Genomic DNA, 20,273 nt, shown 5'->3' on the forward strand with positions numbered 1-20,273 from the left:
TATCAATGCCTATCAGTGAATAACCCGCTGTTATACTGTCCATTCCTTTATTTCTTATCGTTCACTGTGATACAGCCACCAATTTTTAACTAAACTCAAATGTAGCACCAAAGTGATAACTAATTTGTGTTAACTTAAGATAGAGTCGTTGTAGTTATCAATTGGCAGTAATAATCCTTACCTTGCTGAAATATTTAGGTAAGTCGATGGAATGATAGATAAAAGTTATCCACCGGAGGCAAAATGAAGTTAAAAATGTGTTTACTGGCTGCATTATTGACAGCGGGGACAGCGTACGCTGCTCAGTCTACTGTTGTATTAAAAGAAGCGACACCCACAGGTGATGGTAAAGCAATAGGTGAGGTTGTTATCTCAGAAACGGAATATGGATTACTGTTCACGCCTAAATTAACAGGACTACAAGCAGGCATTCATGGCTTCCATATTCATGAGAACCCAAGCTGCGAACCTGCAGAAAAAGACGGTAAATCGGTACCTGCATTAAAAGCAGGTGGTCATTTAGACCCAGCCAAAACAGGCGTTCATAAAGGCCCTTATGATAACACAGGGCATTTAGGCGATTTACCCGGCCTAGTTGCCGATAGCCAAGGTAATGCTAATTATGCGGTACTAGCGCCACGTTTAAAATCACTCAAAGATGTTCAAGACCGCGCATTGATGGTGCATGTGGGTGGTGATAACTATTCTGATAATCCAGAAGCGTTAGGCGGTGGTGGGGCTAGGATGGCCTGCGGCGTCATCAAATAATACGCGTCATATTTCAAGCTGTGGCGTTGTTAGCTGCGCTTGCTAACCCTAGTCACATACTTATGTATGCTCCTAGGGCTTAGCGCCGCTTGCTGCCTAGCCACAACTTGAACTATTTAGCGTATTGTATTGATTATAAAGTAGTTTAAAAGACAGTATTGCATTGATTAGAATATGATTTAAACAGCAGAATTGTTATCTGGACTTACTAATGTTAATTACATACTGATGTATGCTCCTAGGGCTCAGCGCCGCTTAATGCCTAGTCATAAAAAGAAGGCTCACGCTAAATTTCGAGCCTTCTTTTGTCATTGATAAATTACCAAATACGAATACGCTGTTCTGGTGCCAAATACAGGGCGTTATTTTTATCAACACCGAATGTTTCGTACCAGTCATCAATATTGCGTACTACGCCATTTGCGCGAAATTGGTTAGGGCTATGAGGGTCCGTCATAATCTTATTACGTTCAGATTCTTTATTTGACAGCTCTTGCCACGTGCGTGCCCAAGCAATGAAGAAACGCTGTAACCCAGTTGTTCCGTCAATAATTGGAGCCTCACCATTTGGGTAATTTTCTTTGGCAAATTGCTTATAAGCACTTAAGGCGATATTTAACCCACCGAGGTCACCAATATTCTCCCCTAATGTAAGCTCACCGTTCACCTTTAAGCCATCAACAGTAAAGCCGTTATATTGTTCAACAAGCTTAGCGGTTTTCTCTTTGAAGTGGGTTTTAGCGCTCTCACTCCACCAATTACGTAACTGCCCGGTTCCGTCATATAAACTGCCTTGGTCGTCAAAACCATGGCCCATTTCGTGGCCGATGACTGCACCTATTGCGCCATAGTTATAGGCTGGGTCAACATTAGGGTCAAAGAACGGTGCTTGTAAAATTGCAGCAGGGAACACAATTTCATTTTGAACAGGGTTGAAATAGGCATTAACTGTTTGTGGCGTCATTCCCCATTCCCATTGACGAACAGGCTGACCAATTTTGCCAATCATATCATCATATGACCAAGCTAAAACTTGCTTATAATTATCTAATAATGAATCGGGCTTGAGGTTAATCTCACTGAAATCATTCCATTGGTCTGGATAACCCACTTTAACCGTGAATTGTTCCAATTTTTTAAGGGCTTCTTGACGAGTAGGCTCATCCATCCAGTCATTGACTTTTAAGCGTGAATTAAATGTTCCTCTCACATAACTAACCAAATCTTTAATTTTTTCTTTAGCTTGAGGGTCGAAATATTGTTCGACGTAAATTTGCCCTAATGGCTCGCCTTGGAGTGAGTTAACGGTTTGCAAAGCGCGCTCTTGGCGGGTGCGTTGCTTCTCAATACCATTGAGTTTTTTCGAGTAAAAATCAAACTGTGCATCTGCGATGGTTTGGTTTAAATAACGTGCGTGCTCACTAATATACTGAAAGGTTAAGTAATCTTTTAATGTCGAAACTGGGGTATCTGCAAAAATCTTTGCAGTTTGTTCAACTGCGCTGTCCGTTTCAACGACCACTTTCGCAAGTTGCTTATCAGTTAACTTGCGGCTAGTAATAAAGCTATCCCAATCAAAACCTTGGGTATGGTTTTTCATTTCAGTTAAGGTCATTGCATGGTAATTTTTGATAGTGTCACGGCGGGCCTCAGGGCTCCAATGTACAGTTGCAATCGCTTTTTCTAAATCAAAAATTTTCTGTGCTTTTTGTGTGACATCTTTTTCACCGGCTAGCTCTAACATGGTAGCGATATAAGCGATATAACTTTTTCGAATATCTTCCATTTGCGGTGTGTTATCGAGGTAATAAGTCCGATTAGGTAGCCCTAAGCCACCTTGGCCGATATAAAGCACATAGGTATCCGGTGCTTTAGCATCTAAGTCTACCCAATAAGAAATCAATGATTTGTAGTCGGGTTGGGTCATTAACTGGCTAATATCACTATGGCTTTTAGCTTTCTTAATGGCATCTAAATCGGATTTTATTGGGGTAATTCCTGCCTGCTCGATAGCCGTTTCATTCAGGTAACTAAGATATAAATTTCGAATATTTCGTTGATTATGCGTAAGTTTGTTTTCGGGGATCTGCTGTAGCTGGTCAATTATCGATTGAATTTGTTTTTCTGTATTTAAGTATAATTCTACAAAAGAGTTAATACGTGGCATACCGGTAGGGATTTGCGCTTTATTTACCCAATCTTCATTCACATAACGGTAAAAATCATTGCCGGGTTCAATCGTGTCAGACAAAACAATTTTTTGTTGTCCATAACTAACTTCTTTTGCCAATAGTGACGGGGCAAAAGAAATAGTCGACATACCAATAATTAAAGCCAAAACATTTAAACGCATGTAACCACCTCTCTTCGTTGAGAATTACGATATCCACTCTAATACGTTAAACCTTGGAGCGAGTGTTCTGCAAAATTTATTTCACTTATTGAACCACATAATGAAATAAAGTTAATCCGTCTTTGCAGTACCTTACTGCTTTTCTTCATTGTAGAGGGGATTTAGATGAAATTTTATCATCATACTGTTTATTCTTCAGAGAATGATGTTATATTGGTTATATCAAATAAATCAATTATAACTATTAGCTATATGTAATATTCTTTAGCTATAGATAGCAAATGCACATTATTCCTGTATGAGGTAGACTGAAATATGAAATTGCAGCAATTACGTTATATTGTTGAAGTGGTTAACCATGACTTGAATGTCTCCTCAACCGCTGAGGGGCTTTTTACGTCACAGCCCGGTATCAGTAAACAAGTGCGGATGCTTGAAGATGAGCTTGGGATCCAAATTTTTGCGCGTAGTGGTAAGCACTTAACGCATGTTACTCCCGCAGGGGAAGAAGTGGTACGGATCTCCCGAGAAGTGCTATCAAAAATAGAAGCGATCCGCTCGGTTGCTGGGGAGCATACTTATCCAGATAGAGGTAGCTTGAGTATTGCCACGACACATACACAAGCTCGTTATGCTTTACCTCCGACAATAAAAGGTTTTATTGAGCGTTATCCACATGTTTCATTGCATATGCAGCAAGGGTCACCAACGCAAATCGCTGAGGAAGTGTGCAAAGGTAACAGTGATTTTGCGATAGCAACCGAAGCATTGCACCTTTATAACGATTTGATTATGTTGCCATGCTACCATTGGAATCGCTGTGTGGTCGTGCAAAAAGACCATCCACTTGCAACGAAAAAAAATGTCACTATTGAAGATATCTCTGAATATCAAATTGTAACCTATACTCATGGGTTTACTGGCCGTTCAGAATTAGATGTGGCATTTCAGAAAATTGGTCTTGAGCCCAAAATTATTTTTACTGCAACCGATGCTGACGTGATTAAAACCTATGTTAGATTAGGGTTAGGGATCGGTATTATCGCGAGTATGGCCGTTGACCCTGTTAGTGATAGCGATTTAGTTGTGATTGATATGCGTGATAAGTTCAGCTATAGCACAACCAAGATTGGTTTTAAACGTACTAGTTTCTTGCGTAGTTATATGTATGATTTTATGTGGCGTTTCGCACCGCATCTAACCCGTGATGTGGTAGATAAAGCGGTTGCTATACGTAACAATGAAGAAATTGAAGAGTTTTTTAAAGATATGAAACTGCCTATCATTTAATTTCTTTATATTTTTGCCTTGTCATAATTTGTAAGTAGGAACCCTAGTGATCGTATTTCTAGGGTTTTTATTATTACCGAGTTGGTGTACTTGGTTTTTTCCTGACTTATTTCCCTTCTTATCTTAAATTTCCTATTATTAATAGAGAAAAATTCAATATTTGGCACAAAATCTATAAATCAAATTTCTAGAGCAACTATGATTACAATTGGTTAACAAAAAATAATGGTGGTAAATACAAATATTGCCATAGCCATAAAAACCAAGGAGGAGTTATGTCGTTGAGTCTAAAAACAACGAGTGCTTCGACACTCAATGTTGGAAACAAGCAGTATAATTACTTCAGTTTAGCGCTTGCTGAAAAAAAGCTCGGTGAGGGGACTAAATTACCTAAGTCATTAAAAGTTTTACTCGAAAATTTATTACGTCATATTGATGGCACCTCAGTTGTCGAACAAGATTTACAAGCAATAATTGACTGGCAAAAAAACGCGCATGCAGATAGAGAAATTGCTTATCGCCCAGCGCGTGTTCTCATGCAAGACTTCACGGGTGTTCCTGCTGTTGTTGACCTTGCCGCTATGCGTGAAGCAGTTAAATCCCTTGGCGGCAATGTTGAGCAAGTAAACCCGTTGTCACCTGTTGATTTAGTGATTGACCACTCAGTGATGGTGGATGAGTTTGCAACCGAATCAGCATTTGGCGATAACGTTGAAATTGAAATGGCGCGTAACCATGAACGTTATTTATTTTTACGTTGGGGCCAAAAAGCATTTAATCGTTTTCAAGTGGTGCCGCCGGGTACCGGTATCTGTCACCAAGTTAATTTAGAATACCTTGGCAAGGCAGTATGGTATGAAGAAATTGACGGTAAATTATATGCTTATCCCGATACTTTAGTGGGTACGGACTCTCATACGACGATGATCAATGGGTTAGGTGTGTTAGGTTGGGGTGTCGGTGGTATTGAAGCTGAAGCCGCGATGTTAGGCCAACCGGTTTCAATGCTGATCCCTGATGTTGTTGGTTTTAAATTAACAGGGAAATTATCCGAAGGGATAACGGCAACCGACCTTGTATTGACGGTAACACAAATGCTACGTCAACATGGTGTTGTGGGTAAATTTGTTGAATTTTATGGTGATGGCCTAGCGGATTTACCATTAGCAGACCGAGCAACGATTGCGAATATGTCACCAGAATATGGCGCAACTTGTGGTTTTTTCCCTGTTGATGAAGTGACGCTATCTTATATGCGTTTAACTGGGCGCAGTGATGATGAAATTGCGCTGGTGGAAGCTTATAGCAAAGAACAGGGTTTGTGGCGTTATGCAGGTGATGAACCTATTTTTACCAGTACACTTGAGTTAGACATGTCGACGGTTGAATCCAGCTTAGCAGGCCCTAAACGTCCGCAAGATAGAGTTGAACTCAGCCAAGTACCAAAAGCATTTCGCGGTGCAGTAGAGTTAGAAGTTAATAAAAAAATTCAATCGAGCTATCCTTCTGTTAAATATCAAAATAAAACTTTTGAGTTAACCGATGGTGCAGTCGTTATTGCGGCAATTACATCTTGTACGAATACGTCGAACCCAAGTGTATTAATGGCCGCAGGACTATTAGCGAAAAAAGCCGTTGAAAAAGGGTTAGTCCGTCAGCCATGGGTTAAATCATCATTGGCACCGGGTTCAAAAGTTGTCACTGATTATCTTGCTGTCGCGGGTTTAACGCCTTATTTAGATAAGCTCGGATTCAATCTTGTCGGATATGGATGCACAACCTGTATTGGTAACTCAGGCCCATTACCAGAACCAATAGAAGAGGCGATTAAACAAGCGGATCTTACCGTTGGCGCTGTGTTATCGGGTAACCGTAACTTTGAAGGGCGAATTCATCCATTGGTGAAAACCAACTGGTTAGCATCACCGCCACTTGTTGTTGCATATGCTCTGGCGGGTAACATGAATATCAACTTGAAAACCGATCCTATCGGTGTCGATAAATCAGGTAACGATGTTTATTTGAAAGATATTTGGCCATCGAGTGCTGAAATTGCCCAAGCTGTACAGCAAGTTAAAACAGACATGTTCCGCAAAGAATATAATGCGGTCTTTGAAGGTGATGACGCTTGGAGAGCATTGAAAGTTGAAAGCTCTTCAACTTATCACTGGCAAGAAGACTCAACTTATATTCGCCATCCACCTTTCTTTGAAGGTATGCAAGTTCAGCCAGCACCGGTCAAAGATATTCATGGTGCAAATATTTTAGCGATCCTCGGCGACTCGGTAACTACTGACCATATTTCTCCTGCAGGGAATATCAAAAAAGAGAGTCCAGCGGGGCGTTATCTGCAAGAACACGGCGTTGCTGTTGCAGATTTCAACTCTTATGGCTCGCGTCGTGGTAACCATGAAGTGATGATGCGAGGAACATTTGCAAATATTCGTATTCGCAATGAAATGGTGCCAGGTGTAGAGGGGGGATATACCTTACATATACCGACAGGCAAACAAATGGCGATTTATGATGCGGCAATGCAGTATCAACAAGAAAATCGCCCATTAGCTATAATCGCCGGTAAAGAATATGGTTCAGGTTCTAGCCGAGATTGGGCAGCTAAAGGCACGAATTTATTAGGAGTAAGGGTCGTTATTGCTGAATCATACGAGCGTATTCACCGTTCTAACTTGATTGGTATGGGGGTTATACCTTTAGAATTTAAAGATGGGGTATCCCGTAAAACTCTCGGGCTAAAAGGTGATGAACGCATTGATGTTACAGGGCTGCAGTCAATTACTCCAGGGCAGGATATCAGGGTGAAAATCACGTATGGCAATGGGGATATAAAAGAAGTTATAACCCGCTGTCGTATTGATACCGCAACGGAGATGGATTATTACCGTCACGGTGGTATTTTGCATTATGTGATAAGGCAGATGCTACATTAATCATTATTAATCATTAAATTATGACACTTCAACGCCTGTAAGATTGTATCCTACGGGCGTTTTTATTTTTTAATATTTAATCTTATTTATCAATCTTGTTTTTTCTCAATATTTTTGATGGCAATCTACGTTATGGTGTTAAATAGACGGTAAATTAAAGGAGAAAATAGTCGCAACTAGGCTAAATGAAAATAGGGTGAAGTTCGCCATAAATAAGTTTCTTTGTGCAAAATAATTGAATGTAATAGCTTTAGCATGGGGCACCATGTGACTGAGCTTATCGAAAACACTATTAAGGAAATGAGTATGGCAGATATCAATGAAACCGATTTCTATAAAGGGGCATTGTGGGCAGCAGATATCTTATTAACCACATCCCATTTTGATGGTGCGAACGAAGAGGTTCGTGACATTTTGGAGCACATACCTAACTTATATTCTATTGTGATGAGAACACCTGAAACGGAAGTCCATGATTTGCGTTTATATGCAGACAAAGAATTTCCACTCGGCTTAAATGCAGATTATACCGCCATTACCATTGCGCCATTACAAGACTACTTTGATATTCTGCCGATGCCCGATCAAAACCCTGAAAGTATTACGGTTGAAGTTGATTACTGGGGAGTGGTCGCAACAACATCTGCGGGTAAACAAGATTTATTGATTGCTGGTTTGGCAACGGCAGAGCAAGCACAGCATTATGCGCAAACACTAACTCAACAACTTGAATTGCAAAGAGCAAAATAGCCATTTGGTTGTTAATTGGTCGATTTAAGTATTATTATTCAACAAAAATGACAAAAACCCGCACCACTGTAACTATATACAGTGGTGCGGGTTTCTTTAACTGAATGAGATTATAGCGCGTTGGCTTCGGCTAATTGTAAAGCAAAATAAGTGAAAATAAGATCAGCACCTGCGCGTTTGATTGACCCCAGTGTTTCAAGAGCCACACGAGTTTCATCAATTGCACCCGCTTGAGCAGCAAATTTAATTTGTGCATATTCGCCACTGACTTGATAAGCACCGATAGGTAATTGGGTATGCTCGCGTAAATCACGAATAATATCCAAATAAGCCCCAGCAGGTTTAATCATTAGCGCGTCAGCACCTTCACGTTCATCAATTAGTGATTCATGTAGTGCTTCACGGCGGTTCATTGGGTTCATCTGATAGGTTTTTCTATCCCCTTTAAGACATGAACCCGCTGCATCTCGGAATGGGCCATACAGTGCTGAAGCAAATTTTGTGGAGTAAGACATAATGGCGGTGTCTGTAAAACCAGCTTCATCAAGTGCATGACGAATTGCGGCAACTTGGCCATCCATTGCAGCAGATGGGGCAATAAAATCAGCACCTGCGCGTGCAGCGGCAACCGCTTGTAAACCTAGGTTATGAATGGTTGCATCATTATCAACGATATGGCCGTGCATGACACCACAGTGACCATGGGAGGTGTATTCACAGAAACAGGTGTCAGACATCACTATCATTTCAGGGACGGTTTCTTTACAGATACGTGACATACGTGCCACTAAACCATTTTCTTGCCATGCATCACTACCATTATCATCAAGATGATGGGAAACCCCAAAGGTCATCACTGATTTTATTCCTGCATTTGCGATACGCTCAATTTCATAAGCAAGGCGTTTTTCAGGAATACGCATAACACCCGGCATGCTGTTGATTGGCATATAGTCGTCGAGTTCTTCTTCAACAAAAATTGGCAAGCAAAGGTCATTAATAGAAAGGTGAGTTTCTTGGAATAAAGTGCGGAGTTTTTCAGTTTTACGCAATCTTCTCATGCGTTGAATGGAATGCAGGTTGTTCACAGTATCTCCTGGTAGTATGCGGAATAAACCTCAAAAACTCAGTTTATTCGTCAGGGTAATCAGATGGCTAACAGTATAAACCTTATGGAAAGAAAGTGAATATAGCCGTGGATAAATGGCACACTTTGAATGGTGATAATGAAATAGGAAAAATAAAGGGAAGAGCAGAACACTCTTCCTTTGCTGAGGTCATTGGTGCTTAAATAGCATATGGCCCATTTTTTCTGCTTTAACGTCAAGATAATGTTCATTACTTGGGTTGCGGCCAACGATCAACGGAACACGTTCTACCACGTTAATTCCAGCTTCACGCATAATATCGATTTTTCTCGGGTTATTCGTCAATAAGCGGACTTCATTTATCCCCAATAACTTATACATATCAGAGCATAAGGTAAAATCACGTTCATCCGCTTTAAAGCCTAACTTAATGTTAGCTTCAACCGTATCTAAGCCTTGATCTTGCAATGCATAAGCTCGGATTTTATTCAGCAAGCCAATATTTCGGCCTTCTTGACGATGGTAAAGTAATACCCCTCGGCCTTCTTTACTAATCTGAGAGAGTGCGGCTTCTAATTGAAAACCACAATCGCAACGTAGACTAAATAACGCATCTCCTGTTAAACATTCGGAGTGGATCCGGCTGAGTACCGGTTCCTTTCCTGAGATATCGCCAAAAATTAACGCTACATGATCACGACCGGTTGCGATTTCTTCAAAACCCACCATCAAAAATTCACCAAAAGGTGTAGGAAGTTTTGCTTCGGCAACGCGTTTTAGCTGCATATTTTCTTTCATTAGTTAAAGTAACTCTTGCTTAATTAATAACGTTTATCGATATAAAGTAGCTTAACTATAATACATCGATGCTATATGACGTTTAGCATATAGAGGTTGGTATTCTTTGCACACGACCAACGCTGTATTACTATAACAGAGTTAATAATAGGTGAATGGAATATTTGTATATTTAATAGAACTTTATTTGGAACACGTTGAATGAAAAAAACTGTTTTGGTCGTTTGTACTTTTGCATTGTTATTAATTATGCCTCCCATGGTGATGATAGTTACAGGGTGGCATTGGTCACCAGAAACCCAGTTTAACTCAATGAAATGGATACTCTGGCTGACAGACACTGCGGGAGCACCTTATAGTATTTTAACGTCTCTGTTATTTCTTGGAGCTGTTGTATTTATCTTTCGTTCAGAAAAAAAACAGCGACTGAAAATATTGCTTGTTCTTGTTGGCATTGTATTACTGCAGCAAGGTTTGAAGACGGCATTAAAAAGTACGTTTAAAGAGCCTCGCCCTTATGTGGAATGGCTAGCAACCGAATATCAAATTCCTTCATCAGACTTTTATGCGTTAAAACGTATTGAACGAGCAAAATTAATTAAAGACACCGTCAAACAAGATGAATATATAGCGAAATGGCAGCGTAAACACTGGCAAGCAGAAACTGGATATTCTTTTCCTTCTGGTCATATGTTATTTGCGGCTGGCTGGGCATTGTTTTTAATTGCGCTTTTTTGGCAACAACGTTTATACGCTTTATCGATAGGGCTCGCTATTTGGGCTGAGGGTATTGCATTTAGTCGTATGTTGTTGGGCATGCATTGGCCTATTGATATAATTACTTCAGTGATCATTAGTGCGTGTTTTGCCTTATTTGGTTATTATATTTTGCGAGCATGGGGAATACTGAGTAAAACCGATTAATCTTTCATCAAGTTAACCATTATTAGGGGAGATCTGACTTAAATCTCTCATTGTATAAAATAAATTGCTTTGTCTGAATGCGTTGGAAATGCTACCTTAACAGGTAGATATTATTGGATGAATAGAACTGATAACGGGAATAAATGTGAAATATTTTCTGATTTTATTACTAGCGGTCGCTTTTTTTATTATTTCGATTACGCTAGGTTCAAGCAATGATCAGGTTATTACATTTAACTACCTGATTGCAAAAGGGGATTTTTCATTATCGACCCTTCTTGCATCACTTTTTGGTGTCGGTTTTGTGCTAGGTTGGCTAGTTTGTGCTGTGTTTTATTTACGAGTCATTGTTAGCCTGAAAAACGCACGTCGTAAAATTAGACGTTTAGAATCACAATTAGGTGCTGGAGAAAGTCATATTTCCGATTCAACCTCATTAGTGACGACTCAGAACAAGGAATAATCCTGTATGTTCGAGTTGCTGTTTCTGCTGCTACCAGTTGCTGCTGCTTACGGTTGGTACATGGGGCGCAGAAGTGCTCAACAAGATAAGCAACAACATGCGAATCGCTTGTCACGTGATTATGTGACAGGCGTTAACTTCCTATTGTCTAATCAACAAGATAAAGCTGTCGATTTATTCCTCGATATGCTGAAAAATGAAGATAGCTCTGCTTTTGAAGCACACCTCACGTTGGGAAATTTATTCCGTTCTCGTGGTGAAGTTGAACGCGCCATTCGTATTCACCAGTCGCTGGTGGAAAGTGCCGCTTTATCATTTGAACAACGCTTATTAGCAACTCAACAACTCGGTCGAGATTACATGGCTGCTGGGGTTTATGACCGAGCAGAAAACATGTTTCAACAATTGACGGATGAAGTCGATTTCAAACAAAGTGCCTTACAATCCCTGTTAAATATTTATCAATTAACCAGTGATTGGACAAAAGCTATTGAAACGGCAGGTAAACTGGTTAAATTAGGGCATACAGAACTACGTGAGCAAATTGCACATTTTTATTGTGAACTAGCGACTCAACAACTTGCTAGCGATGATCTCGAAGATGCACTGATCTTTTTAAATAAGGCAGAGCAAGCCGACAACCACTGCGCTCGGGTCTCAATTATGAAAGGGCGCTTGTTCATCGAACAAGGTAATTACGACAAAGCAATTCATGTCCTAAAACAAGTCTATGAGCAAGATAGAGAGCTCGTCGCTGAAACGCTACCTTTGCTGTTTGATTGCTATCAACATACTGGCCAAGCCGATGAGTGGGAAGATTACCTACGTCAGTGTGTTGCGGGTAACTCAGGGGCTATTGCAGAGCTTTATTTAGCGGATATTATTGTTGAAAAGCAAAATCACGAAGCCGCTGCAAATTATATTAATGACCAAATTCAACGTCATCCTACCATGCGTTTATTTTATCGTTTAATGGATTACCATCTTGAAGAAGCTGAAGATGGAAGGGCAAAAGAAAGTTTGATTTTGCTACGAAAAATGGTAGGGGAGCAAATTCGTACCAAACCCGATTATCGTTGCCATAAATGCGGGTTTACATCGCGTGCATTATATTGGCATTGCCCATCTTGTCGCTCGTGGGACACGATTAAACCTATTCGTGGGCTAGATGGGCAGTGACAGCGTCACTTTTTAAATAATAACGACTCTTTAAAGGCTAAGAAATGATTTCCTCAACTGAGAACCACACACATTCACCAATTATTGTGGCACTTGACTATGAAAATGCTAATGAGGCTTTGGCTTTTGTGGATCGCATTGACCCACGTGATTGTCGCTTAAAAGTAGGCAAAGAAATGTTTACTTTTAATGGTCCTCAATTTGTTAAGTCACTCCATGATCGTGGTTTTGATGTTTTCTTAGATTTGAAGTTTCATGATATTCCAAATACTGTTGCCCGAGCGGTTGCAGCTGCGGCTGAAATGGGGGTATGGATGGTTAATGTTCATGCAAGTGGTGGTGCTCGTATGATGGAGGCGGCACGCCAATCTCTTGAGCCTTATGGTAAAGAGGCGCCATTACTCACAGCAGTAACCGTATTAACGAGTATGGATGAATCTGACCTCATTGGTGTTGGGATTAATCTGTCACCAGCTGCTCATGCAGAGCGTTTGGCCTTATTAACCAAACAATGCGGGCTAGATGGTGTTGTTTGCTCTGCTCATGAAGCCCAACGTTTAAAACAAATTTGTGGTGCCGATTTCAAATTAGTTACCCCAGGTATTCGCCCAATGGGAAGTGATGTTGGGGACCAACGCCGCATTATGACACCACAAGATGCAGTGAAGGCGGGTGTGGATTATATGGTGATTGGTCGTCCGATTACGCGTAGTGAAAACCCAACTACCACATTACAACAAATCAATCAGTCTATTGAGGGTTTGCTATGAGTGATTCAAATAGTCGTCTTGTTTACAGTACAGAAACAGGGCGTATTGCTGAAGATAAACCCAAAATTGAAAGGCCTAAAGGTGATGGTATTGTGCGGATCCGCCGTGAGACATCAGGTCGTAAAGGAAAAGGGGTTTGTGTTGTAACTGGACTTGACCTTGAAGACAGCGAATTAGCTAAATTAGCGGCTGATCTTAAAAAGAAGTGTGGCTGTGGCGGAGCTGTTAAAGACGGTAACGTTGAAATTCAAGGCGATAAACGTGATGTTATCAAACAGTACCTTGAGGCGAAAGGTTTTCAAGTTAAGTTAGCTGGTGGCTGATAGGTTCGAAAATTTTACTGTTTGTCATGAGTGGCTACTTAGAAAGCCACTCATTTTATAACGAAGAAGTGGTTAAATTGCTGCTAACTCAGCAAATAAAGCTGGGTTACGTTTAATGGCGATAAGTATTTTAGCTGCTAGCCCTGTTGGGTTTCGTCGTTTAAGTTCCCAACTTTTAATTGTATCGAGGCTAGTTCCTAGTGCATGAGCTAATTCGCTTTGGGAAACATTCAGTTGTTCTCGAATAGCTTTGACATCAGTAATTTCGTAACGAGTAACATTAGCGGCTTTTTGATGGCCTTGTTTTATTTCAACAGCTTCTTCTAAAGAGGCTTTTAATTCGTTGAATATACTCATTTTATACCTCATTTTTTAGTAATTTCGTTAGTTTCTTTAATTCTGCTTTTTCTAAGTCATTTAGCGTATCTTTGACATTTTTTGGATAAGCCATTATAAAATAAATAATTTCTGCTGTAGCTAGGAAATAAATAACTCGTACACTTGCACTTTTTCCTTTATTACCAGTTGCCATCCTAATTTTACGAAGCCCACCCGTTCCTTGGATGATATCGCCTTTATCTGGCCATGCGATAAGTTCATTTTGTAATATCCTAAGTTCTTCTTGTGTGGCGATAGATTGGATTTGTTTGGTAAAAAAGCTGGTTTCAATAAATTCAATTGCGTGACTCACAGGGTTCCCTCCCTTTGTATTAATTGCAAGTGTACTTTGTACACTTTTTGCCGTCAATAGTTTAATAGATTATCGGATATAAAAAATAAAATAGCGTTCATAATGAACGCTATTTTAGATTAAGGAGAGCGACTAAAGGATATTATGAGATTTATTTGCCTACTTGGTGGCCAATAATTCCGCCAATAGCCGCACCACCTACGGTTCCTATGGAACTTCCGCCTGTCAATACAGCGCCACCAACAGCTCCAACACCGGCACCAATCGCTGTGTTTTTATCGCGTTTAGACATATTTGAACAGGCACTGACGCTGATAGCGACAGTAGCTATCACCATGAATGATAAAATACGTTTGCTTACTGTGTTCATTTTAATGACCCTTAATACAGATTTAACAGTTAACAAAATATCATGATAGGTAAATTTACGAATAAGAATAATCAGGAAAAAATATGGAAAAGTGTTTGCAGTTTAACGTTTAATGCGAATTTTAGGTTGTAAAAAAGTAGATAGAAAAATAAAAGACCATAGGTTTCAAACTATGGTCTTTAAAGAGTAGCAGAAAAGCTGTTATTCGGCTGGTCTAGCGACGATATTACGTGTTTCCATACGAACTTCATTAATGGTGACATTGATAATATCGTTAAGTTGGTAAGCTATTTCACCTTTAACAAGTACATTACCTGTTTCTTGGCTACATTGGATCTCATCACGAACACTATGAATAAAAGGCGCAGGAACAAAAGCTACAGCACCATTATCTACCAAACGGACTCTTACGCCACCACGAGTGATATCAATAATTTCAGCTGGGAATTTGGTATCCGTACCTTCAAAAGGTTTTAAGTAACGAGAATAGAGCCAATCACCTACATCACGTTCAGCCATGCGGTTTGCACGACGACGTTCGGCTAACTTGATTGATAATTCTTCGGATGGCTTATTCGTTGAAGGTTTACCAGCAATAATAGATTTGATTAAACGGTGGTTGACGATATCGGTATATTTACGAATTGGTGAAGTCCAAGTCGCATAAGCTTCAAACCCTAAACCGAAATGCGGGCCGGGCTCAGCTTTGACTTCTGCGAAAGTTTGGTAACGGCGAATGCGGCTATCGAGGAATTGGGTCGGCTGTGCATCTAGTTGACGGCGTAGTTGGCGGAAGCCTTCTAGTGATAATAATGATTCAGCCGTTGTTTCAATGCCGTTATCTTTAAGCGTTTGCACGACTTGGTCAATTTGCAGGGGTTCAAAGCCCATATGCACATTAAATACGCCAAATCCTAATTTTTCTTTCAGTACTGCGGCAGCACAGAGGTTAGAGGTGATCATGGCTTCTTCAACAATGCGATTAGAACTGCGGCGACGTTCAGTCACGATATCAACCACAATTCCTTTGTCATCTAATACAAAGCGGTAATCAGGGCGATCTTTGAACACGAGTGCATTGTTTTCGCGCCATAGTAAACGCCTATCTGCCATTTCTTTAAGCAGCAAAATTTGTTGTTTGTCAGTGTCATTTGCTGGCTGCCAACTGCCTGTATTTTCAAGCCAATCAGAGACTTCGTCATAAACTAATTTAGATTTTGATTCGACCCAAGCGCTGAAAAACTCAATATTATCGTCAATGCGACCATCTTCTTTGATGAGCGCAATGCAGACTAAAGCAGGGCGACGTTCATTTGGGCGCAAAGAGCACAGGTCGTCAGATAATTTGCGCGGTAGCATTGGAATATTAAAACCCGGTAAATAGTTGGTGTAGCCACGGGCTAAAGCCAGTTTATCGAGTTCGCTACCTTCTGGTATATAGCTTGTTGGGTCAGCAATAGCGATATACAGTTTTAAGTCACCATTATCGGTTTTTTCAACATAGAGTGCGTCATCTATATCTTCAGTACTTGCATTGTCTATGGTCGTAAAGTGCAAGTGAGTTAAATCAACTCGTTCAATACCTTGGTCATCACGTTCGCTATCAACCATTTGCGGTTCATTACGGTCTAATTGGTGACGGCGTAACGTTACCCACCATGGTGCAAAATGATCATCTCCGTCAGTGATAAACTCAGTAATTTCAGCGTAGAAGGTTTTATCGCCTTTTAATGGATGGCGTCGCATTTGTGCAACAACCCAATCATCTTGCTTAAACTCATGAGTAATGCCATTGATAGGACGGCAAGAAATCATATCCTTCAGTAATGGGTGATCGGGAATGACAAATAAACGGTTATCATTTTCTTTCTTTTGTATTTTCCCAACAAACCTATCTAAAAAAGGTTCTACCAGTTCTTCTGGTTCTGCAAATTCACGGTCTTTATCGGTATGAACCGCAGCAATAACACGATCACCATGCATGACCTTTTTCATTTGAGGAGGCGGAATGAAATAGCTTTTTTGGCCATCAACTTCGAGGAAGCCAAAGCCTTTTTCTGTACTTTTTACCAGCCCTTCGACGCGTGGGGTTTGGGCATGTAGTTTTTGTTTAAGCTGTGCGAGCAGTGGGTTGTCTTGGAACATACTTACCGTTTAATTAATATTGGGTTTGGCTCTATTGTTACGTAAGACAAAGTCTTAGAGCAAGGAAAAAATGCGTTACCGGCTAGATTCATGATTAAAAGTATCGTTTATCTATAACCTATTCAAAATAGTATCTTGGTCAATCTTCTGGATATATTTTATCTTTAAATTCGCATAAATCTTCGATAATACAAGAGCCACAGCGGGGTTTGCGGGCAATACAAGTATAACGTCCATGCAAAATAAACCAATGGTGACAATCTACTTTAAACTCTGCAGGTACAACTTTAAGGAGTTTGTCTTCAACTTCAACGACATTCTTACCAGGAGCAAAGTTAGTACGATTGCAGACACGGAAAATATGCGTGTCAACGGCGATAGTCGGCCAGCCAAATGCGGTATTAAGAACCACATTTGCCGTTTTGCGGCCAACACCCGGTAAAGCTTCTAAAGCCTCTCGGTTTTCAGGGACTTGGCTGTTGTGCTTTTCGATTAAAATTTGACAGGTTTTATAGACGCTTTCAGCTTTGGTATTAAATAAGCCAATGGTTTTAATGTACTCTTTTATTCCATCCACACCGAGTGCCATAATAGCTTCAGGCGTATTAGCTACAGGATATAGCTTTGCTGTCGCTTTATTGACACTCACGTCAGTAGCTTGAGCTGATAATAAAACGGCGATTAATAGCTCAAAAGGGGAGTTAAATTCTAACTCCGTTGTAGGGTGTGGGTTGTTATCCCGTAGACGAGTTAGAATTTCAATGCGTTTTGATTTATTCATTGCTCACAAAATATCGTTGTTAAGAAATATGGCTGCCGCAACCTTGCTGTTTTTCATATTCACGTTCTGGTTGAATACCAGATTGTCGTGCGGCTCTTTTTTTCATTTTTTCATCAATTAAGTATTTCGCAGCTAATAGTAGTGCTAGGCCAATGAAGGCACCAGGCGGTAGCATAGCGAGTAAAAATGGGGAATCAAGGTGTAACACTTCAATACGAAGGGAGGTAGCCCAAGAACCGAGTAACAAGTCAGCGCCATCAAATAAGGTCCCATTCCCTAAAACTTCACGAATTGCTCCTAGAACAAGCAAGGTCGCGGTTGCACCTAAGCCCATAGCAAACCCATCAAGGGCAGATAGCCCAACAGGATTACGAGATGCATAGGCTTCTGCGCGTCCAATCACAATGCAGTTGGTAACGATTAACGGAATAAAGATCCCGAGAGATTCATATAAACCAAAAGCATATGCGTTGATTAACATTTGTACCGCACTAACAACAGAGGCAATAATCATCACGTAGATAGGGATGCGAATTTCTGATGGTACCCAACGACGTAAAGCAGAAACTGCAACATTAGTACAAACTAAGACTAATGTGGTCGCTAAGCCTAGCCCTAATGCGTTGGTTGCTGTTGATGACACAGCGAGCAGCGGACAAAGCCCTAATAATTGAACTAATGCAGAGTTGTTTTTCCACAAACCTTGCACTAATAAGTCTTTAGATGTATCGCTCATTATTCGTCCCCACAGCGTGGATAATTCGATAATTGTTGTGGAATTTGTTGCATAAATACCGCAGTACGTTTAGTGGCATTGACGACTGCTCTGGGTGTAATTGTTGCCCCAGTAAACTGATCAAATTCACCTCCATCTTTTTTAACTGCCCATTTAGGGTCATTATCAGAGGTTATTTTTTTACCACTAAAATAAGTAATCCAATCAGATATTCGTGTCTCAATTTTGTCACCAAGCCCAGGTGTTTCATGATGTTCTGTAACACGAGTTCCCAGTACTGTACCGTGAAAATCTGTACCGACTAATAAATGTATAGCGCCTGAGTAGCCGTCTAATGCGGTTGTTTCCAAGGCAGCAGCAACAGGTTCGCCATTTTTACGGGCTAGATACAAGCGCCTAGGTTGTTTATTACCCAGTATGGCCTCATTAGTGACTAAATAACACTCTTTTGCGAGGTCGTTATCGTATAAATCACTTGGTATTACTTGGTCGAGTAGTTTTTTCTGAACAATAGCAGCTTGCTCAGCAATAGTCTCTTTCGTTAACGTGTACACCGCAGCGCTAAGCGCAGTGGTTCCTGCTGCAAAGATGGCTAACGTTACCCCATGGCGTCTCATCGTGTTCAACATACGGTTATCCTTACTTATGTCCATGACCGTACGCACGAGGCTGCGTATAGTAATCAATTAATGGAACAGTAATATTGGCGAGTAACACGGCAAAAGCAACAGCGTCAGGGTAACCACCGTATACACGGATCACCCAAACAAGAAAACCGATAATCACACCAAAAATAATCCGTCCCCTAGGCGTTGTCGATGCGGTTACAGGGTCAGTGGCAATAAAAAATGCCCCTAGCATAGTGGCACCAGACAATAAATGAACCCATGGCGACGCATGTTGGCTATCATCAATTAAATAACTAACAATAGATAAAACTGCCAATGTACCTAAGAACGAAACCGGAATATGCCAACTAATAATACGGCGCTGTAATAAGAACAAACCACCCACTAAATAGCCAATATTCACCCATTGCCAACCAATTCCCGCTAAGGAACCTTGTAAAATAGGTTGTTGTAATACTTCAGAAATAGAATGAGTCAGTAGGCCCGTTTTAAAGCTATCAAGCGGGGTCGCTTGGCTCATGCCATCAATGCCTGTACGTAGTTGCTCGAGGGTAATACCTGTTGGAGTATGGCCACTGAGAATAATGGATAGGCTATCAAGTGCAGAAATCGACATATTTTGTAATTCATGCGGAGGTAGCCAGTTTGTCATGTGAACAGGGAATGATATTAGCAAAACGACATAACCCACCATCGCAGGGTTAAAAGGGTTTTGCCCCAATCCACCATAACATTGCTTAGCAATCGTAATAGCAAAAAATGTCCCTAATACGATCATCCACCAAGGTGAGAGCGGAGGTAGGCTGATAGCTAATAATAATGCGGTCACAATGGCGGAATTATCTTTTAGTACAGGAACCACAGGTTGTTGGCGTAAACGAATAGAAACTGCTTCTGTGATAACCGCTGTTAGCACCGCTAAAATAATTTGGTATAAGGTGCCAACGCCAAAGAAATAAACTTGAGCAGCAATACCCGGTATTGCTGCTAAAAGTACCCAAAGCATCACTAAACTGGTGCTTTGATTGTTATGAGTAAATGGTGCGCTAGCAATTTTTAAACGGCGATTTTTCGCATCAATTGGCCTAAATTTCATCTCGTTATCACTTACTCTGTAGTCGTTTGTTCATGTTGTTTTTGTGCTTGCTTTGCTTTTACTCGCGCGATCGCAGCGGCAACGGCAACTTTTCGAGGGTCGGTTTCCTCTTCAATGGGTTGTTCAGCGGCGGGTGTAAGCTCTTCTTGTGCGAGTTGTTCTGCTTGAGCT

The 20,273-nt window shown here is 40.7% G+C and carries 20 protein-coding genes; 9 read left to right on the plus strand and 11 right to left on the minus strand.

The window, feature by feature from the left end:
* Window positions 1-243: 243 nt before the first annotated feature.
* Window positions 244-768, plus strand: coding sequence for a superoxide dismutase family protein (gene sodC / locus PSE83_RS04980; RefSeq protein WP_004254197.1), 525 nt, complete (start codon window positions 244-246; stop codon window positions 766-768).
* 319 nt (window positions 769-1,087) lie between these two features.
* On the opposite strand, the gene PSE83_RS04985 is transcribed toward sodC, so the two are convergent.
* Entirely contained in the window at window positions 1,088-3,121 is a 2,034-nt protein-coding gene (locus tag PSE83_RS04985) for a M13 family metallopeptidase (RefSeq protein ID WP_136135095.1), read from the minus strand.
* Window positions 3,122-3,436: 315 nt separating this feature from the next.
* Here PSE83_RS04985 and cysB point away from each other — a divergent pair, with 315 nt between their 5' ends.
* The 3 genes from cysB (at window position 3,437) to PSE83_RS05000 (ending at window position 8,109) form a co-directional block, all read left to right on the plus strand.
* Window positions 3,437-4,411, plus strand: a complete 975-nt coding sequence (gene cysB / locus PSE83_RS04990; RefSeq protein WP_004254202.1) for an HTH-type transcriptional regulator CysB — start codon at window positions 3,437-3,439, stop codon at window positions 4,409-4,411.
* 275 nt (window positions 4,412-4,686) lie between these two features.
* Window positions 4,687-7,359 carry an aconitate hydratase AcnA gene (gene acnA / locus PSE83_RS04995; protein ID WP_004254205.1) on the plus strand — a complete coding sequence of 891 codons (2,673 nt, stop codon included), beginning with the start codon at window positions 4,687-4,689 and terminating at the stop codon, window positions 7,357-7,359.
* A 306-nt stretch (window positions 7,360-7,665) separates the two neighbouring features.
* Window positions 7,666-8,109 carry a hypothetical protein gene (locus tag PSE83_RS05000; protein WP_036957705.1) on the plus strand — a complete coding sequence of 148 codons (444 nt, stop codon included), beginning with the start codon at window positions 7,666-7,668 and terminating at the stop codon, window positions 8,107-8,109.
* 110 nt (window positions 8,110-8,219) lie between these two features.
* Here PSE83_RS05000 and hemB read toward each other — a convergent pair whose 3' ends face one another.
* Together hemB and ribA are read right to left on the minus strand one after the other, a co-directional pair.
* Window positions 8,220-9,197, minus strand: a complete 978-nt coding sequence (gene hemB, locus PSE83_RS05005) for a porphobilinogen synthase (protein WP_036957706.1) — start codon at window positions 9,195-9,197, stop codon at window positions 8,220-8,222.
* Window positions 9,198-9,386: 189 nt separating this feature from the next.
* Complete coding sequence (gene ribA, locus PSE83_RS05010; RefSeq protein WP_272660688.1) at window positions 9,387-9,983, minus strand: GTP cyclohydrolase II; 597 nt, start codon at window positions 9,981-9,983, stop codon at window positions 9,387-9,389.
* A gap of 213 nt (window positions 9,984-10,196) precedes the next feature.
* On the opposite strand from ribA, the gene PSE83_RS05015 reads away from it, so the two are divergent.
* The 5 genes from PSE83_RS05015 to yciH all read left to right on the plus strand — a co-directional run bounded on the left by PSE83_RS05015 (window position 10,197) and on the right by yciH (window position 13,654).
* Window positions 10,197-10,919, plus strand: coding sequence for a phosphatase PAP2 family protein (locus tag PSE83_RS05015; RefSeq protein WP_164565274.1), 723 nt, complete (start codon window positions 10,197-10,199; stop codon window positions 10,917-10,919).
* Between the two features lie 145 nt (window positions 10,920-11,064).
* The gene (locus tag PSE83_RS05020) at window positions 11,065-11,382 is read left to right on the plus strand and encodes a LapA family protein (RefSeq protein WP_004254219.1); all 318 of its coding nucleotides are present in this window, start codon (window positions 11,065-11,067) and stop codon (window positions 11,380-11,382) included.
* Between the two features lie 6 nt (window positions 11,383-11,388).
* A complete protein-coding gene (gene lapB / locus PSE83_RS05025) occupies window positions 11,389-12,561 on the plus strand; it encodes a lipopolysaccharide assembly protein LapB (protein ID WP_004254221.1) in 1,173 nt (390 codons plus the stop codon).
* A gap of 44 nt (window positions 12,562-12,605) precedes the next feature.
* Window positions 12,606-13,331, plus strand: coding sequence for an orotidine-5'-phosphate decarboxylase (gene pyrF, locus PSE83_RS05030; RefSeq protein WP_036957709.1), 726 nt, complete (start codon window positions 12,606-12,608; stop codon window positions 13,329-13,331).
* Window positions 13,328-13,654 carry a stress response translation initiation inhibitor YciH gene (gene yciH / locus PSE83_RS05035; protein WP_004254225.1) on the plus strand — a complete coding sequence of 109 codons (327 nt, stop codon included), beginning with the start codon at window positions 13,328-13,330 and terminating at the stop codon, window positions 13,652-13,654. The genes pyrF and yciH overlap by 4 nt, the downstream gene beginning before the upstream one ends.
* A 72-nt stretch (window positions 13,655-13,726) precedes the next feature.
* Here the strand turns inward: yciH and nadS are convergent, their stop codons facing one another.
* From nadS to rsxD, 8 genes are all read right to left on the minus strand, one after another.
* Window positions 13,727-14,011, minus strand: a complete 285-nt coding sequence (nadS, locus tag PSE83_RS05040) for a NadS family protein (protein WP_096863771.1) — start codon at window positions 14,009-14,011, stop codon at window positions 13,727-13,729.
* Window position 14,012: 1 nt separating this feature from the next.
* Window positions 14,013-14,345: a type II toxin-antitoxin system RelE/ParE family toxin gene (locus PSE83_RS05045; RefSeq protein WP_036957715.1), complete on the minus strand. Its 333-nt coding sequence runs from the start codon at window positions 14,343-14,345 to the stop codon at window positions 14,013-14,015.
* A 151-nt stretch (window positions 14,346-14,496) separates the two neighbouring features.
* Window positions 14,497-14,715 carry an osmotically-inducible lipoprotein OsmB gene (osmB, locus tag PSE83_RS05050; protein ID WP_036957717.1) on the minus strand — a complete coding sequence of 73 codons (219 nt, stop codon included), beginning with the start codon at window positions 14,713-14,715 and terminating at the stop codon, window positions 14,497-14,499.
* A 201-nt stretch (window positions 14,716-14,916) separates the two neighbouring features.
* The gene (locus PSE83_RS05055) at window positions 14,917-16,860 is read right to left on the minus strand and encodes an exoribonuclease II (protein ID WP_272660689.1); all 1,944 of its coding nucleotides are present in this window, start codon (window positions 16,858-16,860) and stop codon (window positions 14,917-14,919) included.
* Between the two features lie 139 nt (window positions 16,861-16,999).
* A complete protein-coding gene (nth, locus tag PSE83_RS05060; RefSeq protein WP_004254236.1) occupies window positions 17,000-17,641 on the minus strand; it encodes an endonuclease III in 642 nt (213 codons plus the stop codon).
* Window positions 17,642-17,660: 19 nt separating this feature from the next.
* Window positions 17,661-18,377: an electron transport complex subunit E gene (locus PSE83_RS05065; RefSeq protein ID WP_004254239.1), complete on the minus strand. Its 717-nt coding sequence runs from the start codon at window positions 18,375-18,377 to the stop codon at window positions 17,661-17,663.
* On the minus strand, window positions 18,377-19,006 hold the full coding sequence (gene rsxG, locus PSE83_RS05070) for an electron transport complex subunit RsxG (RefSeq protein ID WP_036957719.1): 630 nt from the start codon (window positions 19,004-19,006) through the stop codon (window positions 18,377-18,379). The genes PSE83_RS05065 and rsxG overlap by 1 nt, the downstream gene beginning before the upstream one ends.
* A gap of 10 nt (window positions 19,007-19,016) precedes the next feature.
* On the minus strand, window positions 19,017-20,102 hold the full coding sequence (gene rsxD / locus PSE83_RS05075; RefSeq protein ID WP_272660690.1) for an electron transport complex subunit RsxD: 1,086 nt from the start codon (window positions 20,100-20,102) through the stop codon (window positions 19,017-19,019).
* Window positions 20,103-20,273 lie beyond the last annotated feature (171 nt).

Origin of the sequence: Providencia sp. PROV150, assembly GCF_028481025.1 — a bacterium.
Classification (GTDB): domain Bacteria; phylum Pseudomonadota; class Gammaproteobacteria; order Enterobacterales; family Enterobacteriaceae; genus Providencia; species Providencia hangzhouensis.

What these genes read in the sequence shown, in the direction of transcription:
- sodC (WP_004254197.1), top strand. Translation starts at nt 244, where the DNA reads ATGAAGTTAAAAATGTGTTTACTGGCTGCATTATTGACAGCGGGGACA.
- PSE83_RS04985 (WP_136135095.1), bottom strand. Translation starts at nt 3,121, where the DNA reads ATGCGTTTAAATGTTTTGGCTTTAATTATTGGTATGTCGACTATTTCT.
- cysB (WP_004254202.1), top strand. Translation starts at nt 3,437, where the DNA reads ATGAAATTGCAGCAATTACGTTATATTGTTGAAGTGGTTAACCATGAC.
- acnA (WP_004254205.1), top strand. Translation starts at nt 4,687, where the DNA reads ATGTCGTTGAGTCTAAAAACAACGAGTGCTTCGACACTCAATGTTGGA.
- PSE83_RS05000 (WP_036957705.1), top strand. Translation starts at nt 7,666, where the DNA reads ATGGCAGATATCAATGAAACCGATTTCTATAAAGGGGCATTGTGGGCA.
- ribA (WP_272660688.1), bottom strand. Translation starts at nt 9,983, where the DNA reads ATGCAGCTAAAACGCGTTGCCGAAGCAAAACTTCCTACACCTTTTGGT.
- PSE83_RS05015 (WP_164565274.1), top strand. Translation starts at nt 10,197, where the DNA reads ATGAAAAAAACTGTTTTGGTCGTTTGTACTTTTGCATTGTTATTAATT.
- lapB (WP_004254221.1), top strand. Translation starts at nt 11,389, where the DNA reads ATGTTCGAGTTGCTGTTTCTGCTGCTACCAGTTGCTGCTGCTTACGGT.
- pyrF (WP_036957709.1), top strand. Translation starts at nt 12,606, where the DNA reads ATGATTTCCTCAACTGAGAACCACACACATTCACCAATTATTGTGGCA.
- yciH (WP_004254225.1), top strand. Translation starts at nt 13,328, where the DNA reads ATGAGTGATTCAAATAGTCGTCTTGTTTACAGTACAGAAACAGGGCGT.
- nadS (WP_096863771.1), bottom strand. Translation starts at nt 14,011, where the DNA reads ATGAGTATATTCAACGAATTAAAAGCCTCTTTAGAAGAAGCTGTTGAA.
- osmB (WP_036957717.1), bottom strand. Translation starts at nt 14,715, where the DNA reads ATGAACACAGTAAGCAAACGTATTTTATCATTCATGGTGATAGCTACT.
- PSE83_RS05055 (WP_272660689.1), bottom strand. Translation starts at nt 16,860, where the DNA reads ATGTTCCAAGACAACCCACTGCTCGCACAGCTTAAACAAAAACTACAT.
- nth (WP_004254236.1), bottom strand. Translation starts at nt 17,641, where the DNA reads ATGAATAAATCAAAACGCATTGAAATTCTAACTCGTCTACGGGATAAC.
- PSE83_RS05065 (WP_004254239.1), bottom strand. Translation starts at nt 18,377, where the DNA reads ATGAGCGATACATCTAAAGACTTATTAGTGCAAGGTTTGTGGAAAAAC.
- rsxG (WP_036957719.1), bottom strand. Translation starts at nt 19,006, where the DNA reads ATGTTGAACACGATGAGACGCCATGGGGTAACGTTAGCCATCTTTGCA.
- rsxD (WP_272660690.1), bottom strand. Translation starts at nt 20,102, where the DNA reads ATGAAATTTAGGCCAATTGATGCGAAAAATCGCCGTTTAAAAATTGCT.